Origin of the sequence: Enterococcus sp. DIV0800 (genome assembly GCF_050559735.1) — a bacterium.
In the GTDB taxonomy this organism is placed as follows: Bacteria; Bacillota; Bacilli; order Lactobacillales; family Enterococcaceae; genus Enterococcus_A; species Enterococcus_A devriesei.
In genome coordinates this window covers 2,445,473-2,464,561 of sequence record NZ_CP187898.1, presented here as the reverse complement: position 1 = coordinate 2,464,561, position 19,089 = coordinate 2,445,473, and the positions used below count along the sequence as shown (strand labels likewise).

The following is a 19,089-nucleotide window of genomic DNA, read 5'->3' as shown; positions in this document are numbered from 1 at the left end:
GTACTGCTGTTTTATTTTTTTGTCAACTTACTTGACACAATTGTCAGCGAAAGTATAATCAGAAGATGAAGAGAGGGATGCGTTGTGAAGAAGAATACGGTCAAGCAGCTCCTAGAAAGTGACGACTTATTAGTAGGCATCAGTGAATTAAGTAAAGTAACGGGCGTTTCACCAAGACAAATTCGTTATTGGGAACAAAAAGGCTACATTCATTCGACTGGGGAAAAAAGCGGCAATCGCAAGTTTAAATTGCCGATGGTTGTCAAAGTAGAGATGATTAAGCATTTTTTAGATGAAGGCTACACGTTGACAGCGGCGGTTGAAAAGGCAAAAGAACGACAAGAGAACGTCCATCACGCGAAGTTGTTGTTACGAGATATCTTTAAGGGAATTCAAAATATCGATAATCGTTATACCGTAATCCGGTTAGATGATTTTATTAATCAGGAAGGTTTTTATTTGATTCGTGACAACGAAACCAATCAAGCGACCTATCAGCTGATTGAAGAAGTTGAAATAACCGATGATTTGCTAAAAAAATGGTTTGAGCCGAAAGAAAAATAAAGGTTAGATGAGTATTTCAAGTTAAGATATTGACTTGGCTCTATCATTCTGTTAGTTTCATTATTAAAAATAATTCTGGGGAGTGGTAACGAACAATGTCTAATTGGGAAACGAAATTTGCGAAAAAAGGTCTGACATTTGATGATGTTTTGTTGATTCCGGCGGAGAGCCATGTATTGCCAAACGATGTGGATATGAGCGTGCAATTAGCGAAAAATATCAAATTGAACATTCCGTTAATGAGTGCCAGTATGGATACAGTGACTGACAGTAAAATGGCAATCGCGATGGCCCGTCAAGGTGGTCTTGGAGTCATCCATAAAAATATGAGTGTTGCTGCCCAAGCAGATGAGGTTCGTAAAGTAAAGCGTTCAGAAAGCGGCGTAATCATCGATCCGTTTTTCTTAACACCAGAACATAAAGTCCAAGATGCCGAAGATTTGATGAGCCGTTATCGGATTAGTGGTGTTCCAATTGTAGAAACAATGGAAAATCGGAAACTAGTCGGCATTATTACGAATCGTGATATGCGTTTTGTAACCGATTATGCGATTCCGATTCATGAAGTTATGACAAAAGAGGGACTTGTAACAGCACCGGTTGGAACGAAATTACAAGATGCCGAAAAAACGCTCCAGAAGCATAAAATTGAAAAATTACCGATCGTTGATGCTGAAGGTCGTTTAAGCGGCTTGATTACCATCAAAGATATTGAAAAAGTGATCGAATTTCCAAATGCTGCAAAAGATGAGCATGGTCGTTTACTAGTTGCTGCGGCAGTTGGTGTAACCAGCGATACTTTTGAACGCGCAGAGGCATTGTTAAAAGCTGGAGCAGATGCAATCGTGATTGATACTGCCCATGGTCATAGTGCCGGCGTATTACGCAAAATTCGCGAGATTCGCGAAACCTTCCCAGAAGCGACGTTGATTGCAGGAAACATCGCGACGGCAGAAGGGGCAAAAGCCTTGTACGACTCAGGTGTTGATGTTGTGAAAGTGGGAATTGGTCCCGGGTCAATCTGTACAACACGGGTAGTTGCGGGTGTGGGTGTCCCACAATTGACGGCTATCTATGATGCGGCTTCAGTTGCGCGTCAATATGGCAAAGCAATCATTGCTGATGGCGGAATCAAATATTCTGGTGACATCGTGAAGGCTTTGGCAGCAGGTGGTTTTGCTGTGATGCTTGGTTCAATGTTAGCTGGAACGGACGAATCACCAGGGGAATTTGAAATTTATCAAGGTCGCCGATTCAAAACGTATCGTGGTATGGGCTCATTAGGCGCAATGGAAAAAGGTTCAAGTGATCGTTATTTCCAAAGCGGTGTTAATGAAGCAAATAAACTAGTCCCAGAAGGGATCGAAGGCCGGGTAGCTTATAAAGGATCTGCCGCAGACATCATTTTCCAAATGATTGGCGGATTGAAAGCTGGTATGGGTTATGTCGGTGCAGGCGACTTGCAAAGCCTACGGGAAAACGCACAATTTGTTCAAATGAGTGGCAACGGCTTAAAAGAGTCGCATCCTCATGATGTTCAAATTACGAAAGAAGCGCCAAACTATTCAGTAGAACAATAAAAAAAGCGACCTCGGAAATTTTCCGAGGTCTTTTTTTGACTATAAAGGAACTATTTTTCTTTTTTGATCACTTTTACATTTCCCATATAAGGTACTAATACTTCAGGAATGGTAACAGAGCCATCTTCGTTTTGATAGTTTTCTAAAATAGCGGTGACTGTTCGGCCAACAGCTAAACCAGAACCATTCAGAGTATGAGCATATTGAACTTTGCCTTCTTCGTCACGGTAGCGAATCATAGCGCGACGAGCTTGGAAGTCTTCACAGTTTGAACAAGAGCTGATTTCACGGTACGTATCTTGTGCAGGGACCCAAACTTCTAAATCATAAGTTTTCGCTGCTGAGAAGCCCATATCACCGGTACTTAAGGTAATCACTCGATAAGGTAAGTTAAGCTTTTGTAAAAGCACTTCCGCATTTTGCGTCATTTTTTCTAATTCATCGTAAGAAGATTCTTTATCGCTGAATTTTACCATTTCTACTTTATGGAACTGATGTAAACGAATCAAGCCGCGAGTATCACGACCCGCACTGCCTGCTTCGGAACGGAAAGAAGGAGATAACGCAGTGAAATAAATCGGCAAGTCTTTGCCATCTAAGATTTCGTCGGCATAATAGTTAGTCAAAGGAACTTCTGCAGTTGGGATCAACGTCAAATCACGGTCTTCCACTTGGAAAACGTCTTCTTTGAATTTTGGAAATTGCCCAGTCCCAAACATTGATTTGCTGTTTACCAAGTAAGGGGTAATCATTTCAGTATAGCCTTGTTCGTAAACATGTTCATCAAGCATGAAGTTGTAAACAGCCCGTTCTAAACGCGCGCCTAAGCCTTTGTAGTAAACAAAACGGCTGCCGGAAACTTTTGCTCCCCGTTCGAAATCTAAAATATCAAGATTTTCAGCGACTTCCCAGTGGGGTTTTGGCTCAAAAGCGAATTGGCGAGGCGTGCTCCAACGACGCATTTCAACGTTGTCGTCTTCATCTTCACCGATTGGTACAGAATCGTGAGGCAGATTCGGTAAAGTCGTCGTGATTTCAGTTAATTGGGCATCGATCTCAGCGACTTGTGTATCGAAGTCTTTGATTTTGACGCCGACTTCCTTCATTTCAGCGATTTTATCAGTAGCATCGTTTTTTTCGCGTTTTAGTTTGGCGATTTCCCCAGAGACATCATTCCGGTATTTTTTTAACTCTTCTGTTTTAACCAATAATTGGCGGCGTTGTTCGTCTAGGTCTAAGAAACGTTTTAAGACTTCTTCCTTCACGCCACGAGTAGCTAATTTTTCGCTTACTTCGGCAAAATTGTTGCGGATCATTTTTACGTCTAGCATTGTTTTTCCTCCTTTAAAATAAAAAAACACCGTCTCATCCCATTAACAGGGACGAAACGGTGTATAATTTCGCGGTACCACCCAAATTCAGCAAATGCTGCACTTGAACGACGGTTATCGGCGTCACCCGGTTTCTCTTTCGAAAAACGCAGATCGTGAAACTGGATTTCCCTAAGCTGTTCTGTTGATTTTCACCAGCCATCAACTCTCTAAAAAAACAAACTCAAGTACTTGGTTTCCTGCATCTCTTATTGAGACCAGTATAAGCAATCGAAAAATTAAAGTCAACGATTATCTGAAAGGGCCTTCGCTTGATTTTTGTGTAGCGGCAAATGAATGATAAAAGAAGTCCAGTCTTCATTTGATTGAGCATAAATATAACCACCGTGTAGATTGACGATATTTTGGGTAATGGCTAAGCCTAGGCCAGTCCCGCTGATTTCTTGCGAGCGGGATTCGTCCACTCGATAGAAGCGGTCAAACAATTGATCCAGTGCCTCTCTAGGGATTGGTTGACCATTGTTTTGAACCGTAATGACGGCTTCATTTTTGGCCTTTTCAATCTTAATGATAATTTTGTCTGCATGGGTTCCGTATTTTAAACCATTGGTGATCAAGTTATTAAAAACCCTGACAAGTTTTTCGGTATCGCCATCCATGACTAACTGACTTTCTGTTGTATCCACTAGAATTTGGATATCTTTTTTCTTAGCCTCGAGCTCGAAATCGGCTGCCAATTGTTCTAATAGTTGAACCATATCGAAGGAGACATTAATAACCGGCACCGAGGGCTGGCGGACCTTCGAATACTCAAACAAATCTTCGACTAAGGATTTCATTTGTTTGGCTTTTTTGTAGGCGATGCTAGTGTATTTAAGGATTTCATCCGTATTCTGATATTGTCGATCTTCGATTAGACCCAAGTAACCAATAATAGAAGTCAACGGGGTGCGAATGTCATGACTGACATTTGTAATCAACTCGTCTTTCGATTTTTCGATCGCTCGTTCATCCTCGATGGCCGCAACCGTGCTGTCAACCAATCCATTGATACTGTCAACGACCTTGCTGAGATCTCCCCGTAGTTCGAAAGGAATGCGGTAATCGTAATTTCCATTAGCGATGTAGTGCAGCTCATTAATGATGTGACGCAGCTGCATTTGACGATAACGACGAATCAAACGCCAAAAAACAATTAAAATATCAATGATCACGAAAAAGGGAATAACAAAGTTTCGCCCGCTCCAAAAAATATCACTGTCTAAGCTATTGGCAAAGATGTTTTTGGAACGATAGATCGCATCGGACAAATCAGGCGAGTTGTTTAGCATCTGAGTGAATAGAACCATTATTGCCACATTTAATAGAAGCAATAGAATAACGGTGACGATTCCCTCAGCAATTAATTCGCTGACTTCCTTTGATGTGAGGGTGATTCTTTTTTTCTTTTCTACATTATTTTGCATCAATCTTATAACCCACACCCCAAACGGTTTGGATCACTTTTTCACCATCAGTCGCTTCTTCGATCTTATCACGTAGGTGACTGACATGAACCATGACCGTTTTCGCTGAGACGATACTTTCTTGTTTCCACACGCGTTCGAAGATTTCGTCTGCTGAGAAAACACGATTTGGATGACTTGCCAGTAAATACAGAATTCCGAATTCTAACGCAGTCAATTGAATTTCTTTTCCGTCCACGGTTTTTACTTCGTGAGAGTCTTTATTAATGATCAATGACTGGATTTCTAAAATGTCTGGTTGATCCTCGGCGACATGCATCTGTGTTCGACGCAACAAAGATTTTACCCGTGCCATGACTTCCAATGGATTAAACGGTTTTGTCACGTAGTCATCCGCCCCTGCGACTAAACCTTTGATTTTATCCATATCGGTTGTTTTAGCCGTTAACATGATTATGGGGATTTGAGACTCCTTACGTAACTCTTTAACCACCTGCATGCCATCCATGACCGGCATCATGATATCTAATAGAAGCAAATCGATATCGTTCGTCGTCCGTAGCTTGCTCAAAGCTTCTTTCCCATCATAAGCTTTAACGACTTCATATCCTTCGTTATGCAAATAAATGCTTAGTAATTCTACAATTTCTTTATCATCATCAGCAACTAGTACTTTCATTAAATGATTCCTCCGTCCATTTGTATATCCTTGCCTCTCTATTTTACCAAAGAAATGATAGGAAGGCGAAAGACAGACCCGGGAGTTAAGGAAAAATAAAAAATAAAATAGCGAAAATTAAATTGGAATTTGTTTACTTAGCCGGTTACAAAATCTGAAAAAGCGAACAAAAATACGTTATCTATATTTATTCATCGTGTTTGAAAAAAGTGGATAAAATTCTCTTTTTTTTGTTGACCAAATTCATTAAAACTGCTATATTATTTTATGTTCTGAAACAGCGCAAAAACATTTCGGAACACCTAAAATAATTGTTGACAGATAGCTGTCTATCAGTTATTCTAACAAAGTCGCATAAAGCGATGACGACAACTTCTTCAAAAATTAATTGAAAAAAGTTGTTGACATTCACTCAGTAACCTGTTAAGATATAAAAGTTGCTGAAACAAAGCGACGAACAACGTAGACCTTTGAAAACTGAACGAATAAAACAAACCAAATGTGTAGGGCGCTTCTTTTATAGAAGCAAACAACATAGCAAGCAATATGCTAGCAAGTCAATTATTACAATTGAGCTTAACAATCGCAAGATTGTTTCAAACACTTTTTATGAGAGTTTGATCCTGGCTCAGGACGAACGCTGGCGGCGTGCCTAATACATGCAAGTCGAACGCTTTTTCTTTCACCGGAGCTTGCTCCACCGAAAGAAAAAGAGTGGCGAACGGGTGAGTAACACGTGGGTAACCTGCCCATCAGAAGGGGATAACACTTGGAAACAGGTGCTAATACCGTATAACAAGTAAAACCGCATGGTTTTACTTTGAAAGGCGCTTTTGCGTCACTGATGGATGGACCCGCGGTGCATTAGCTAGTTGGTGAGGTAACGGCTCACCAAGGCAACGATGCATAGCCGACCTGAGAGGGTGATCGGCCACATTGGGACTGAGACACGGCCCAAACTCCTACGGGAGGCAGCAGTAGGGAATCTTCGGCAATGGACGAAAGTCTGACCGAGCAACGCCGCGTGAGTGAAGAAGGTTTTCGGATCGTAAAACTCTGTTGTTAGAGAAGAACAAGGATGAGAGTAAAAAGTTCATCCCTTGACGGTATCTAACCAGAAAGCCACGGCTAACTACGTGCCAGCAGCCGCGGTAATACGTAGGTGGCAAGCGTTGTCCGGATTTATTGGGCGTAAAGCGAGCGCAGGCGGTTTCTTAAGTCTGATGTGAAAGCCCCCGGCTCAACCGGGGAGGGTCATTGGAAACTGGGAAACTTGAGTGCAGAAGAGGAGAGTGGAATTCCATGTGTAGCGGTGAAATGCGTAGATATATGGAGGAACACCAGTGGCGAAGGCGGCTCTCTGGTCTGTAACTGACGCTGAGGCTCGAAAGCGTGGGGAGCAAACAGGATTAGATACCCTGGTAGTCCACGCCGTAAACGATGAGTGCTAAGTGTTGGAGGGTTTCCGCCCTTCAGTGCTGCAGCTAACGCATTAAGCACTCCGCCTGGGGAGTACGACCGCAAGGTTGAAACTCAAAGGAATTGACGGGGGCCCGCACAAGCGGTGGAGCATGTGGTTTAATTCGAAGCAACGCGAAGAACCTTACCAGGTCTTGACATCCTTTGACCACTCTAGAGATAGAGCTTCCCCTTCGGGGGCAAAGTGACAGGTGGTGCATGGTTGTCGTCAGCTCGTGTCGTGAGATGTTGGGTTAAGTCCCGCAACGAGCGCAACCCTTATTGTTAGTTGCCATCATTTAGTTGGGCACTCTAGCGAGACTGCCGGTGACAAACCGGAGGAAGGTGGGGATGACGTCAAATCATCATGCCCCTTATGACCTGGGCTACACACGTGCTACAATGGGAAGTACAACGAGTCGCGAAGTCGCGAGGCTAAGCTAATCTCTTAAAGCTTCTCTCAGTTCGGATTGTAGGCTGCAACTCGCCTACATGAAGCCGGAATCGCTAGTAATCGCGGATCAGCACGCCGCGGTGAATACGTTCCCGGGCCTTGTACACACCGCCCGTCACACCACGAGAGTTTGTAACACCCGAAGTCGGTGAGGTAACCTTTTGGAGCCAGCCGCCTAAGGTGGGATAGATGATTGGGGTGAAGTCGTAACAAGGTAGCCGTATCGGAAGGTGCGGCTGGATCACCTCCTTTCTAAGGAAATAGTTCATCTAAGATGAACGTTACGGAAACTACACAGGATTGCTTTTATTCGTTCAGTTTTGAGAGGTTTACTCTCAAAAATCGTTCATTGAAAACTGGATACAGAAACACATTTTTTTAAACAAACCGAGAACACCGCGTTGAATGAGTTTTTTAATAAGTTCAATTGCTTATTTATTACTAAGGAACATGATCGCTCATGGGAATTAGTAAGACCCTTGACGAAAGTCAAGATAAGGTTAAGTGAATAAGGGCGCACGGTGGATGCCTTGGCACTAGGAGCCGATGAAGGACGGGACTAACACCGATATGCTTCGGGGAGCTGTAAGTAAGCTTTGATCCGGAGATTTCCGAATGGGGGAACCCAGCATCTTTTATAGGATGTTACTTTTCAGTGAATACATAGCTGATTAGAGGTAGACGCAGAGAACTGAAACATCTAAGTACCTGCAGGAAGAGAAAGAAAATTCGATTCCCTGAGTAGCGGCGAGCGAAACGGGAAAAGCCCAAACCAAGAGGCTTGCCTCTTGGGGTTGTAGGACTCCGATATGGTAGTCCAGTGAAATAGTCGAAGGACCTGGAAAGGTCTGCTAGAAAGGGTAAAAGCCCCGTAGACAAAATTTGACTGGCACCTAGGAGGATCCTGAGTACGGCGGAACACGAGGAATTCCGTCGGAATCCGGGAGGACCATCTCCCAAGGCTAAATACTCCCTAGTGACCGATAGTGAACCAGTACCGTGAGGGAAAGGTGAAAAGCACCCCGGAAGGGGAGTGAAATAGATCCTGAAACCGTGTGCCTACAACAAGTTAGAGCCCGTTAATGGGTGATAGCGTGCCTTTTGTAGAATGAACCGGCGAGTTACGATTACTTGCGAGGTTAAGTTGAAAAGACGGAGCCGTAGCGAAAGCGAGTCTGAATAGGGCGAATGAGTAAGTGGTCGTAGACCCGAAACCATGTGATCTACCCATGTCCAGGTTGAAGGTGCGGTAAAACGCACTGGAGGACCGAACCCACGTACGTTGAAAAGTGCGGGGATGAGGTGTGGGTAGCGGAGAAATTCCAAACGAACTTGGAGATAGCTGGTTCTCTCCGAAATAGCTTTAGGGCTAGCCTCAGAGTAAGAATGATGGAGGTAGAGCACTGTTTGGACTAGGGGCCCATCTCGGGTTACCGAATTCAGATAAACTCCGAATGCCATCCATTCATCTCTGGGAGTCAGACTGTGAGTGATAAGATCCATAGTCGAAAGGGAAACAGCCCAGACCACCAGCTAAGGTCCCAAAATAACTATTAAGTGGAAAAGGATGTGGGGTTGCACAGACAACTAGGATGTTGGCTCAGAAGCAGCCACCATTTAAAGAGTGCGTAATAGCTCACTAGTCGAGTGACCCTGCGCCGAAAATGTACCGGGGCTAAATAGTTTACCGAAGCTGTGGAACATACCAATAGGTATGTTGGTAGGAGAGCGTTCTAAGGGCGTTGAAGGTAGATCGTGAGGACTGCTGGAGCGCTTAGAAGTGAGAATGCCGGTATGAGTAGCGAAAGACAGGTGAGAATCCTGTCCACCGAATGACTAAGGTTTCCTGGGGAAGGCTCGTCCGCCCAGGGTTAGTCGGGACCTAAGCCGAGGCCGAAAGGCGTAGGCGATGGATAACAGGTTGATATTCCTGTACCCGTTGTTTTTGTTTGAGCAATGGAGGGACGCAGGAGGCTAAGGAATCAGACGATTGGAAATGTCTGTCCAAGCAATGAGTCTTGAGGCGAGTCAAATGCTTGCTTCTCTAAGGACAAGTTGTGATGGGGAGGGAAATAATAGTACCGAAGTTCCTGATGTCACACTGCCGAGAAAAGCTTCTAGTGAGAAAACAATGGCCCGTACCGCAAACCGACACAGGTAGTCGAGGAGAGAATCCTAAGGTGAGCGAGAGAACTCTCGTTAAGGAACTCGGCAAAATGACCCCGTAACTTCGGGAGAAGGGGTGCTGATCTAACGATCAGCCGCAGTGAATAGGCCCAAGCGACTGTTTATCAAAAACACAGGTCTCTGCAAAATCGAAAGATGACGTATAGGGGCTGACGCCTGCCCGGTGCTGGAAGGTTAAGAGGAGTGCTTAGCGTAAGCGAAGGTACGAATTGAAGCCCCAGTAAACGGCGGCCGTAACTATAACGGTCCTAAGGTAGCGAAATTCCTTGTCGGGTAAGTTCCGACCCGCACGAAAGGCGTAACGATTTGGGCACTGTCTCAACGAGAGACTCGGTGAAATTTTAGTACCTGTGAAGATGCAGGTTACCCGCGACAGGACGGAAAGACCCCATGGAGCTTTACTGCAGTTTGATATTGAGTGTTTGTACCACATGTACAGGATAGGTAGGAGCCGTAGAAGTCGGGACGCTAGTTTCGACAGAGGCGCTGGTGGGATACTACCCCTGTGTTATGACCACTCTAACCCGCACCACTAATCGTGGTGGGAGACAGTGTCAGATGGGCAGTTTGACTGGGGCGGTCGCCTCCTAAAGAGTAACGGAGGCGCCCAAAGGTTCCCTCAGAATGGTTGGAAATCATTCGCAGAGTGTAAAGGCACAAGGGAGCTTGACTGCGAGACCTACAAGTCGAGCAGGGACGAAAGTCGGGCTTAGTGATCCGGTGGTTCCGCATGGAAGGGCCATCGCTCAACGGATAAAAGCTACCCTGGGGATAACAGGCTTATCTCCCCCAAGAGTCCACATCGACGGGGAGGTTTGGCACCTCGATGTCGGCTCGTCGCATCCTGGGGCTGTAGTCGGTCCCAAGGGTTGGGCTGTTCGCCCATTAAAGCGGCACGCGAGCTGGGTTCAGAACGTCGTGAGACAGTTCGGTCCCTATCCGTCGCGGGCGTTGGAAATTTGAGAGGATCTGTCCTTAGTACGAGAGGACCGGGATGGACTTACCGCTGGTGTACCAGTTGTCTCGCCAGAGGCATCGCTGGGTAGCTATGTAGGGAAGGGATAAACGCTGAAAGCATCTAAGTGTGAAGCCCACCTCAAGATGAGATTTCCCATTTCTTTAAGAAAGTAAGATCCCTGAGAGATGATCAGGTAGATAGGTCAGGAGTGGAAGTGCAGTGATGTACGGAGCGGACTGATACTAATCGATCGAGGACTTAACCAAAAATTGATTCAAGGTTGTTTAAAAACGTTTCTGATCCAGTTTTGAGTGAACGAAGTTTACTCAAACAAATAGTGTGGTGGCGATAGCGGGAAGGATACACCTGTTCCCATGTCGAACACAGAAGTTAAGCTTCTTAGCGCCGATTGTAGTGAGGGGTTGCCCCTTGTGAGATTAGGACGTCGCCACGCGAATTTATGGGGGTTTAGCTCAGCTGGGAGAGCATCTGCCTTACAAGCAGAGGGTCAGCGGTTCGAACCCGTTAACCCCCATTTTGAGCCGTTAGCTCAGTTGGTAGAGCATCTGACTTTTAATCAGAGGGTCACTGGTTCGAGCCCAGTACGGCTCATAAGTATATGCGGGTGTGGCGGAATTGGCAGACGCACTAGATTTAGGATCTAGCGCCTTACGGCGTGGGGGTTCAAGTCCCTTCACCCGCATTTTATTTTTTTTGTAGTTGCCGGCTTAGCTCAGTTGGTAGAGCATCTGATTTGTAATCAGAGGGTCGAGGGTTCAAATCCTTTAGCCGGCATCGACGCGGAAATAGCTCAGTGGTAGAGCACCACCTTGCCAAGGTGGGGGTCGCGGGTTCGAACCCCGTTTTCCGCTTTCCTGAAGACCAGGGGAAGCACGCCGGGGTGGCGGAACTGGCAGACGCACAGGACTTAAAATCCTGCGGTGAGTGATCACCGTACCGGTTCGATTCCGGTCCTCGGCATTAACAAAATAAGCACCCGTAGCTCAATTGGATAGAGTACTTGACTACGAATCAAGGGGTTAGAGGTTCGAGTCCTCTCGGGTGCATCGTTTTTTTTATTTTCCGGGAAGTAGCTCAGCTTGGTAGAGTACTTGGTTTGGGACCAAGGTGTCGCAGGTTCGAATCCTGTCTTCCCGATTAAATTGAAGGTGAAAGCCTTCTTTTTTTTTACCCAAAATTAAAGAAAGTCATTCTCCTTTATTTCAGACGCTAAATTCGATATAATTATGGTCAGGAATAGTCAATAGGAGGCGATATTATGAGTAGAAATACCTCTGATTTGATCGAATCTTACTTGAAAAATATTTTAGAAAATAGTGAAATAATCGAAATTCGTCGAGCTGAAATGGCGCAACTATTTAATTGTGTCCCTTCTCAGATAAATTATGTCATCAATACACGTTTTACTTTTCAACGGGGCTATTTGGTGGAGAGTAAACGCGGCGGTGGCGGCTATATTCGAATCAGTAAAGTGAAGATTTCCGATCAACATTACTTTTTGGAACAGTTAATGGATTCATTTGGTAATGAAATTTCTGAGGCGAATGCTTTTGGGATTATTCAAAAATTGTTTGAAGAGGCAATCATTACCGAAAATGAAGGTAATTTAATGTTAAGTGCGGTTTCTAAAAATAGTCTTGGAATTAGTCAAATTGAAAATAGGTTGCGTGCAAGAATTCTTCATGGATTCTTGGAACGTTTAAGTTATGAGAAGAAGGAGTGAGGGATATGGATCAGCTGTATACAGAACGCGCAAAAGCAGTTTTGGCCATTGCTCAGCAAGAGGCCAAGTATTTTAAACATCGCTCGGTTGGCTCAGAACATTTACTGCTAGCTTTAGTGATTGAGCAGCAAGGGATCGCTGGTAAAACATTGCGGCAAATGAGTTCGAGTGAAAATGATGTTCGTGAAGAAATTGAGCACATGACCGGATATGGATCAGTCAAGTCTTATCCTGAAGGCGGCTACTTGCCATATTCTCCTAGAGCCAAACAAATATTGATTTTTGCAGATGATGAAGCAAAGCGTTTTAATGCGAAATTAGTGGGAACCGAACACATCTTACTGGGACTACTGCGAGATGATGAAATCTTAGCGTCGCACATTTTAGTGAACCTTGGTTTGAGCTTACCTAAGATGCGTCAATTATTATTGAAAAAAATGGGCGTCAATGAAGCTGGAAACGGCAATCAAGGTGCAGGAAATCGGCGTAAAGCGGCGGCTAAACCAGCACCAAGTAATTCTCAAGGAACGCCAACCTTAGATGGTTTAGCACGGGATTTAACTAAATTAGCTCGTGAAAAACGGCTTGACCCAGTGGTTGGCCGAGACAGTGAAGTTCGGCGGGTCGTTCAAATCTTAAGTCGTCGTACCAAAAATAATCCCGTCTTAGTAGGTGAGCCTGGTGTTGGTAAAACGGCGATCGTCGAAGGCTTAGCGCAGCGGATCATTTCTGGTGATGTGCCAGAGGATATGCGCGGAAAACGTCTGATGATGCTGGATATGGGTGCGTTAGTGGCCGGAACGAAATATCGCGGTGAATTTGAAGATCGTTTGAAAAAGGTAATTGATGAAATTTACCATGATGGACAAATTATTTTGTTCATTGATGAATTGCATACCTTGATCGGAGCGGGTGGTGCTGAAGGCGCAATCGATGCTTCCAACATTTTGAAACCGGCCTTAGCTCGTGGTGAGTTGCAAACGATTGGAGCTACGACCTTAGATGAATACCAAAAGTATATAGAAAAAGATTCCGCTTTAGAACGCCGTTTCGCGCGGGTACAAGTAGAAGAACCTACACCGGAAGAAGCGGAAGAAATTTTGAAGGGCTTACGTCCACGTTATGAAGATCATCACGGTGTTGAGATTACCGATGAAGCGTTACATGCAGCGGTATCCTTATCGGTTCGTTATATTAATTCTCGTCAGTTGCCGGATAAAGCAATTGACTTGATGGATGAGTCTTCCGCAAAGGTTCGGTTGGATTCCACCGATGAAGTATCTGAACTTTCTGAACTGGAAGAAGAAGTCGCTGAGTTGGTTTCTGAAAAAGAGAAGGCCATTCAAAATCAAGATTTTGAAGCTGCCGCTCGTTTACGGTTACAGGAAAAACAACAGGCAGAGATTCTTGAACAGGCCAAAATTAAAGCAGCGAAACAAGAAAATGGTTATCTTGATCAAGTCACGGATGAAGATGTAGCTGCAGTAGTTTCCCAGTGGACTGGGGTGCCATTACAACAATTAGAGAAAAAAGAGAGTCAACGTTTGTTAGACTTGGAAAATGTCTTGCATAAACGAGTTGTTGGTCAAGAAGAAGCGGTTCAAGCAATTTCTCGTGCGATTCGTCGGGCGCGCAGTGGGTTGAAAGATCCGAATCGTCCGATTGGGTCATTTATGTTCTTAGGTCCCACTGGTGTCGGTAAAACAGAATTAGCGAAGGCTTTAGCTGAAGCAATGTTTGGCAGTGAGGAAGCATTGATTCGGGTGGATATGTCTGAGTACATGGAAAAATATAGTACGAGTCGTTTGATTGGTTCACCTCCGGGCTATGTTGGCTATGAAGAAGGCGGACAGTTGACAGAAAAAATTCGTCAAAAGCCTTACTCCGTTATTCTGTTGGATGAAGTAGAAAAGGCGCATCCCGATGTCTTTAATATCTTATTGCAAGTTTTAGATGACGGTCATTTGACAGATTCTAAAGGGCGGAAAGTGGATTTCCGCAATACGATTTTGATTATGACCTCAAATATCGGTGCGACTGAGATTCGGGAAGAAAAAAATGTCGGCTTCACGGTCAAGGATATTACCAAAGACCACGTAGCGATGGAAAAACGGATCATGGAAGAATTGAAAAAAGCGTTCCGTCCAGAATTTCTTAACCGAATCGATGAATCGGTCGTCTTCCATTCATTGGACCAAGAACAGATTCATGAGATCGTAAAAATTATGAGTCGTTCTGTCCTAGATCGAATGAAGGAACATGAAATCAAAGTAAAAATCACACCAGCTGCTTATGATGTGATCGGTAAAGTTGGATTCGATCCTGAATATGGCGCACGTCCAATTCGTCGAGCGTTGCAAAAGGAAATCGAAGACCGCTTAGCTGAAGCCTTATTGTCTGGTCAAATTCAATTAGGTGATGCCGTAACGATTGGAGCCAGCAAAGGCAAGATCACGTTGACGGTCAAAAATCATAAAGAAGAAAAGATACCAGAAAAAGTTTAATCACTTTAGTCAATCAGAGGATGGGAATTTTCCCCTCCTCTTTTTTTTTGCGAGTTCCACTTCACGCTTTAGCGTGACTAGTGGAATCGTATGCGTGGTGAGAGATAAATGCATTTTTTGTGGGTTTCGAAAAATGCATTCCTAAATTTGAACTAGTTGTGTTAGAAGTTGAGTAGAAAATTTAAGTGACAGCAGCTAACGCTTAGTTGGAAACTTTGGAAAGCTGTGATAGTATGGGAAAGTCTAAAAAAGATACTGCGCTATTTTATGGCGAATGACAGGCTTCAGACTAATAGCTTCGTTGAATGGACTGAAGACAGCGGGTATCCGTGGGACTTTTTGAATTAGGAGGATGTACCATGATCGAATTAATTGCGACGGCGGAATCAATGACGCAAGCAGAAGCCTTATTGGCAGCCGGCGTGGATACTTTATACATAGGAGAAGAGGATTTCGGATTGCGACTGCCCCATTCTTTTTCTCGTCAGGAGCAAATCGACTTGATTCATTTGGCGCATAGTCAAGGAAAGAAAGTCAATATTGCTTTGAATGGCATTATGCATCCAGGAAAAATGAAAAAAATTCCTGAATACTTAGCCTTTTTGGCACAAGCACAGCCAGATCACGTAGTCGTTGGTGATACGGGCGTGATTTATTTGTTGCAAGAATATGATTTGCCTTATATTTATGATGCTGAAACCTTGGTGACGAATGCTCGTCAAATCAATTTTTGGCAGAAAAAGGGCGCTGTTGGAGCGGTCTTAGCGCGAGAAGTCCCTTTTGAAGAAATGAAAAAACTAAAAGGTCACGTAGATGTTCCGGTAGAAATTCTTGTTTATGGGGCGACGTGTATTCATCAATCAAAGCGTCCTTTGCTAGATAATTATTTCAATTATACGAAGCAAGAGGAAAGCGCGGCAAAAGAGCGGGGCTTATTTATCTCTGAGCCGAAGAAGGCGGAAACGCATTATTCGATTTATGAAGATCAACATGGCACGCATATTTTTGCCGACAATGATTTAAATCTGATTAATGAAGTAGCGGAATTAAATCAAACGGGGTATCAAACGTGGAAATTGGATGGTTTGTTTACACCTGGTGAAAATTTCGTAGCGATCGCAAAGATTTTTGCGGCGGCGAAAGCCGCAGTCGAGGCAAATACTTGGAACGAAGCAGCGCTAGTCAGTGCGCAGCAAGAAATTCAAAAATACCATCCGGTTGAACGAGGCATGGATACTGGGTTTTATCACTTAGATCCAACCGCGATCAAATAGGATCAAATTGGAACAAGGAGCAGCAGCATGACAGAGAGAAAATTAAAACGTCCCGAAGTGTTAGCACCAGCTGGGACATTGGAAAAATTAAAAACCGCGATCCATTATGGAGCGGATGCCGTTTATATTGGTGGAGATGCCTATGGTCTGCGGTCACGGGCAGGCAACTTTTCTTTTGAAGAAATGGAAGAGGGCGTGGCTTTTGCGAAACAGTATGGCGCCAAAGTATATGTCGCGGCCAACATGGTGACTCATGAAGGAAACGAAGCTGGTGCCGGCGAATTTTTCAAGAAATTACGTGACATCGGTATCTCAGCGGTGATCATTTCCGATCCTGCTTTGATCGAAATCTGTGCCAGTGAAGCGCCGGGCTTAGAGATTCATTTATCGACCCAAGCTTCGGCTACCAACGCAGAGACCTTGAAATTTTGGCAAAATGAAGGCTTGGAACGAGTTGTTTTGGCCCGGGAAGTTTCGATGGAGGAATTAGCGGAAATTCGTCGCAATACGGATATTCAGATTGAAGCCTTTATTCATGGCGCAATGTGTATTTCTTATTCCGGTCGTTGTACGCTATCGAATCACATGTCGATGCGGGATGCCAATCGTGGTGGTTGTTCACAATCTTGTCGTTGGAAATATGAGTTATTCGATATGCCTTTTGCCAACGAACATCGTTCATTGACGGAGAACGGCGATGTGACGGAAGAATTTTCCATGAGTGCCGTGGACATGTCTATGATCGAACACATTCCTGATTTGATCGAAAACGGCGTGGATAGTTTGAAGATCGAAGGCCGGATGAAATCGATCCATTATGTTTCAACCGTTTCGAATGTTTATAAAGCGGCGGTGGACAGCTATATTGCCGATCCTGAAAATTATGTCTGCAAACAAGAATGGATCGATGAATTATGGAAAGTCGCCCAACGTGAATTAGCGTCCGGTTTTTACTACAATGTACCGACGGAAAATGAACAATTATTCGGTCCCCGTCGTAAGATTCCGGTTTATAAATTCATCGGTGAAGTCTTGAGCTATGATGAAGCTAGCGGAATCGCGACCGTTCGCCAACGGAATCATTTTAGCATCGGCGATGAGATCGAATTTTATGGTCCGAACTTCCATCATTTTGAACAAACTATTACAGAAATGAAAAATGATGAAGGAGAATCTATCGATCGGGCACCGAACCCAATGATGGTCTTGACGATGCCAGTGGCTCAGCCAGTCAAACCGGGAGATATGATCCGGAAGAAAAAAGATTAAACAGGTGGGGGTGTGACAAAAGTCTTGTCGCACCTCCTTCTTTCGAATAAACGACGTTACAGGCGTAGCTTTTTCGGAAATTTCGACTTATTGTTGTGAGACATAAGCAGAGCTGATGGGGAACAGTCCCTACTTTGTTCTTGAAGCGGAACACTTCTGTCACAGCCTATTTTCTAACGATCTAGGCAAAAAAACGTCTTTTTCGCAAGAAATAGATTAGAATGATTTTATCAGGAAAAACGAGGGGGCAGATGAATGAAAGAATATGATTACATTGTTGTCGGCGGCGGTAGCGGCGGAATTGCGTCAGCGAATCGGGCCGGTATGCATGGGGCAAAAGTATTATTGATTGAAGCGAATAAAATTGGCGGGACGTGTGTCAATGTCGGCTGTGTGCCAAAAAAAGTCATGTGGCAAGCAAGTACGATGTTAGAGACGATCGAACGGGATGCGCCTAGTTACGGTGTGCAAGCAGAGGTTGAAAAATTTGATTTTAACGAATTAGTGGCCCGTCGTGAGAAATATATCGACTTTTTACACGGCGCGTATTATCGCGGATTAGACAGCAATCACGTTGAACGGATCGAAGGCTATGCGACCTTTAAATCTGATCATGTAGTAACGGTGAATGGCGAAGAGTATACGGCGCCTCATATCCTGATCGCTACGGGTGGTCGCCCAAGTCAAATGAAGATCCCTGGCGGTGAGTTGGCGATTGATTCGAATGGCTTCTTTGAATTAACGGAGCAACCGAAAGAAGTAGTTGTTTTAGGTGCAGGCTACATTGCGGCGGAATTAAGCGGCGTCTTACAAGGCATGGGCACGCAAGTTCATTGGGCGTTTCGCTACGATCATCCCTTGCGGACCTTTGATAAAATGATTGCAGAAAATTTAGTAGAAATTTATCGTGACAATCACATGAAACTCTATGACCATCACGTAGCCAAAGAGATCAAGCAAAATGCTGACGGCACCTACACCGTTTATTTTGAAAATGGCAATACGTTGTCTGGCGATAAAGTATTATTTGCCGGTGGCCGTTTGCCTAATACCGATAAGCTTGGTTTGGAAAATACGTCCGTTACCTTGAATGAAAAAGGCTTCGTGATCGTTGATAAATTCCAAAACACGACTAGTGACGGTGTGTATTCAGTTGGCGATGTAATCGGCAAGATTGATTTGACGCCGGTGGCGATCGCAGCGGGTCGTCGTTTGTCTGAGCGCGTCTTCAATGGCAAATCAGAAGAATTTTTAGACTATGAAAATGTGCCGACCGTGATTTTTACCCACCCAACAATCGCGACGATTGGGATTTCAGAGGAAGAGGCGATCGAGCGTCACGGCAAGGAGCAGATCAAGGTTTACCGTTCACGTTTCACGCCGATGTATTTTGCTTTAAGTGATTATCGCCAAAAATGTGAGATGAAACTTGTCTGCTTAGGCGAAGAAGAAAAAATCATCGGACTTCATGCAATTGGTGTGGGTGTTGATGAAATGCTGCAAGGTTTTGCGGTTGCGATCAAAATGGGGGCAACGAAAAAAGATTTCGACGATACCGTCGCAATCCATCCGACCGGCAGTGAAGAATTCGTTACGATGCGTTAACAGTAAGGAAGGCTTT

General features: G+C 44.4%; 10 protein-coding genes, 8 tRNA genes, 3 rRNA genes and 1 other annotated feature. Of the genes, 18 read left to right on the top strand and 3 right to left on the bottom strand.

Annotation, left to right across the window (positions count from 1 at the left end; genetic code table 11):
• Positions 1 to 84: 84 nt before the first annotated feature.
• Positions 85 to 564: a MerR family transcriptional regulator gene (locus tag IGI54_RS11865; RefSeq protein ID WP_071863098.1), complete on the top strand. Its 480-nt coding sequence runs from the start codon at positions 85 to 87 to the stop codon at positions 562 to 564.
• Between the two features lie 95 nt (positions 565 to 659).
• Positions 660 to 2,144, top strand: coding sequence for an IMP dehydrogenase (guaB, locus tag IGI54_RS11860; RefSeq protein WP_071863099.1), 1,485 nt, complete (start codon positions 660 to 662; stop codon positions 2,142 to 2,144).
• A 50-nt stretch (positions 2,145 to 2,194) separates the two neighbouring features.
• On the opposite strand, the gene serS is transcribed toward guaB, so the two are convergent.
• From serS to IGI54_RS11845, 3 genes are all read right to left on the bottom strand, one after another.
• Positions 2,195 to 3,475 carry a serine--tRNA ligase gene (gene serS / locus IGI54_RS11855; RefSeq protein WP_379946204.1) on the bottom strand — a complete coding sequence of 427 codons (1,281 nt, stop codon included), beginning with the start codon at positions 3,473 to 3,475 and terminating at the stop codon, positions 2,195 to 2,197.
• Positions 3,476 to 3,519: 44 nt separating this feature from the next.
• Positions 3,520 to 3,729: a binding site (T-box leader), on the bottom strand.
• Between the two features lie 30 nt (positions 3,730 to 3,759).
• Positions 3,760 to 4,941 (bottom strand): sensor histidine kinase, encoded by a 1,182-nt coding sequence (locus IGI54_RS11850; RefSeq protein WP_071863101.1) that lies wholly within the window; start codon positions 4,939 to 4,941, stop codon positions 3,760 to 3,762.
• Entirely contained in the window at positions 4,931 to 5,620 is a 690-nt protein-coding gene (locus IGI54_RS11845) for a response regulator transcription factor (RefSeq protein ID WP_016179267.1), read from the bottom strand. Before IGI54_RS11845 ends, IGI54_RS11850 begins: the two co-directional genes overlap by 11 nt.
• A 605-nt stretch (positions 5,621 to 6,225) precedes the next feature.
• On the opposite strand from IGI54_RS11845, the gene IGI54_RS11840 reads away from it, so the two are divergent.
• The 16 genes from IGI54_RS11840 (at position 6,226) to gor (ending at position 19,073) form a co-directional block, all read left to right on the top strand.
• Positions 6,226 to 7,784, top strand: a 16S ribosomal RNA gene (locus tag IGI54_RS11840).
• Positions 7,785 to 8,030: 246 nt separating this feature from the next.
• Positions 8,031 to 10,943: ribosomal RNA gene (locus IGI54_RS11835) — 23S ribosomal RNA — on the top strand.
• Positions 10,944 to 11,015: 72 nt separating this feature from the next.
• A 5S ribosomal RNA gene (gene rrf / locus IGI54_RS11830) occupies positions 11,016 to 11,131 on the top strand.
• Together the 16S, 23S and 5S rRNA genes with 8 tRNA genes alongside form the textbook arrangement of a ribosomal RNA operon.
• A gap of 8 nt (positions 11,132 to 11,139) precedes the next feature.
• Positions 11,140 to 11,212: transfer RNA gene (locus IGI54_RS11825), tRNA-Val, on the top strand.
• A gap of 4 nt (positions 11,213 to 11,216) precedes the next feature.
• Positions 11,217 to 11,289, top strand: a tRNA-Lys gene (locus tag IGI54_RS11820).
• A 9-nt stretch (positions 11,290 to 11,298) separates the two neighbouring features.
• Positions 11,299 to 11,380: transfer RNA gene (locus IGI54_RS11815), tRNA-Leu, on the top strand.
• Between the two features lie 19 nt (positions 11,381 to 11,399).
• Positions 11,400 to 11,472 (top strand) — tRNA-Thr (locus tag IGI54_RS11810).
• 5 nt (positions 11,473 to 11,477) lie between these two features.
• A tRNA-Gly gene (locus IGI54_RS11805) sits at positions 11,478 to 11,549 on the top strand.
• 23 nt (positions 11,550 to 11,572) lie between these two features.
• Positions 11,573 to 11,658 (top strand) — tRNA-Leu (locus tag IGI54_RS11800).
• Positions 11,659 to 11,670: 12 nt separating this feature from the next.
• Positions 11,671 to 11,744: transfer RNA gene (locus IGI54_RS11795), tRNA-Arg, on the top strand.
• 17 nt (positions 11,745 to 11,761) lie between these two features.
• Positions 11,762 to 11,835, top strand: a tRNA-Pro gene (locus IGI54_RS11790).
• A gap of 118 nt (positions 11,836 to 11,953) precedes the next feature.
• Entirely contained in the window at positions 11,954 to 12,421 is a 468-nt protein-coding gene (locus tag IGI54_RS11785; protein WP_276327104.1) for a CtsR family transcriptional regulator, read from the top strand.
• A 5-nt stretch (positions 12,422 to 12,426) separates the two neighbouring features.
• Positions 12,427 to 14,925 (top strand): ATP-dependent Clp protease ATP-binding subunit, encoded by a 2,499-nt coding sequence (locus IGI54_RS11780; RefSeq protein WP_071862573.1) that lies wholly within the window; start codon positions 12,427 to 12,429, stop codon positions 14,923 to 14,925.
• Positions 14,926 to 15,284: 359 nt separating this feature from the next.
• Positions 15,285 to 16,199, top strand: coding sequence for a peptidase U32 family protein (locus tag IGI54_RS11775; RefSeq protein WP_430620798.1), 915 nt, complete (start codon positions 15,285 to 15,287; stop codon positions 16,197 to 16,199).
• A gap of 27 nt (positions 16,200 to 16,226) precedes the next feature.
• Complete coding sequence (locus IGI54_RS11770) at positions 16,227 to 17,468, top strand: peptidase U32 family protein (RefSeq protein WP_071862575.1); 1,242 nt, start codon at positions 16,227 to 16,229, stop codon at positions 17,466 to 17,468.
• A 255-nt stretch (positions 17,469 to 17,723) separates the two neighbouring features.
• A complete protein-coding gene (gor, locus tag IGI54_RS11765) occupies positions 17,724 to 19,073 on the top strand; it encodes a glutathione-disulfide reductase (protein WP_071862576.1) in 1,350 nt (449 codons plus the stop codon).
• Positions 19,074 to 19,089 lie beyond the last annotated feature (16 nt).

Bases quoted from the DNA above. Each gene is read 5' to 3' on its own strand.
- guaB (WP_071863099.1), top strand. From the start codon at position 660: ATGTCTAATTGGGAAACGAAATTTGCGAAAAAAGGTCTGACATTTGAT.
- serS (WP_379946204.1), bottom strand. From the start codon at position 3,475: ATGCTAGACGTAAAAATGATCCGCAACAATTTTGCCGAAGTAAGCGAA.
- IGI54_RS11850 (WP_071863101.1), bottom strand. From the start codon at position 4,941: ATGCAAAATAATGTAGAAAAGAAAAAAAGAATCACCCTCACATCAAAG.
- IGI54_RS11845 (WP_016179267.1), bottom strand. From the start codon at position 5,620: ATGAAAGTACTAGTTGCTGATGATGATAAAGAAATTGTAGAATTACTA.
- IGI54_RS11780 (WP_071862573.1), top strand. From the start codon at position 12,427: ATGGATCAGCTGTATACAGAACGCGCAAAAGCAGTTTTGGCCATTGCT.
- IGI54_RS11775 (WP_430620798.1), top strand. From the start codon at position 15,285: ATGATCGAATTAATTGCGACGGCGGAATCAATGACGCAAGCAGAAGCC.
- IGI54_RS11770 (WP_071862575.1), top strand. From the start codon at position 16,227: ATGACAGAGAGAAAATTAAAACGTCCCGAAGTGTTAGCACCAGCTGGG.
- gor (WP_071862576.1), top strand. From the start codon at position 17,724: ATGAAAGAATATGATTACATTGTTGTCGGCGGCGGTAGCGGCGGAATT.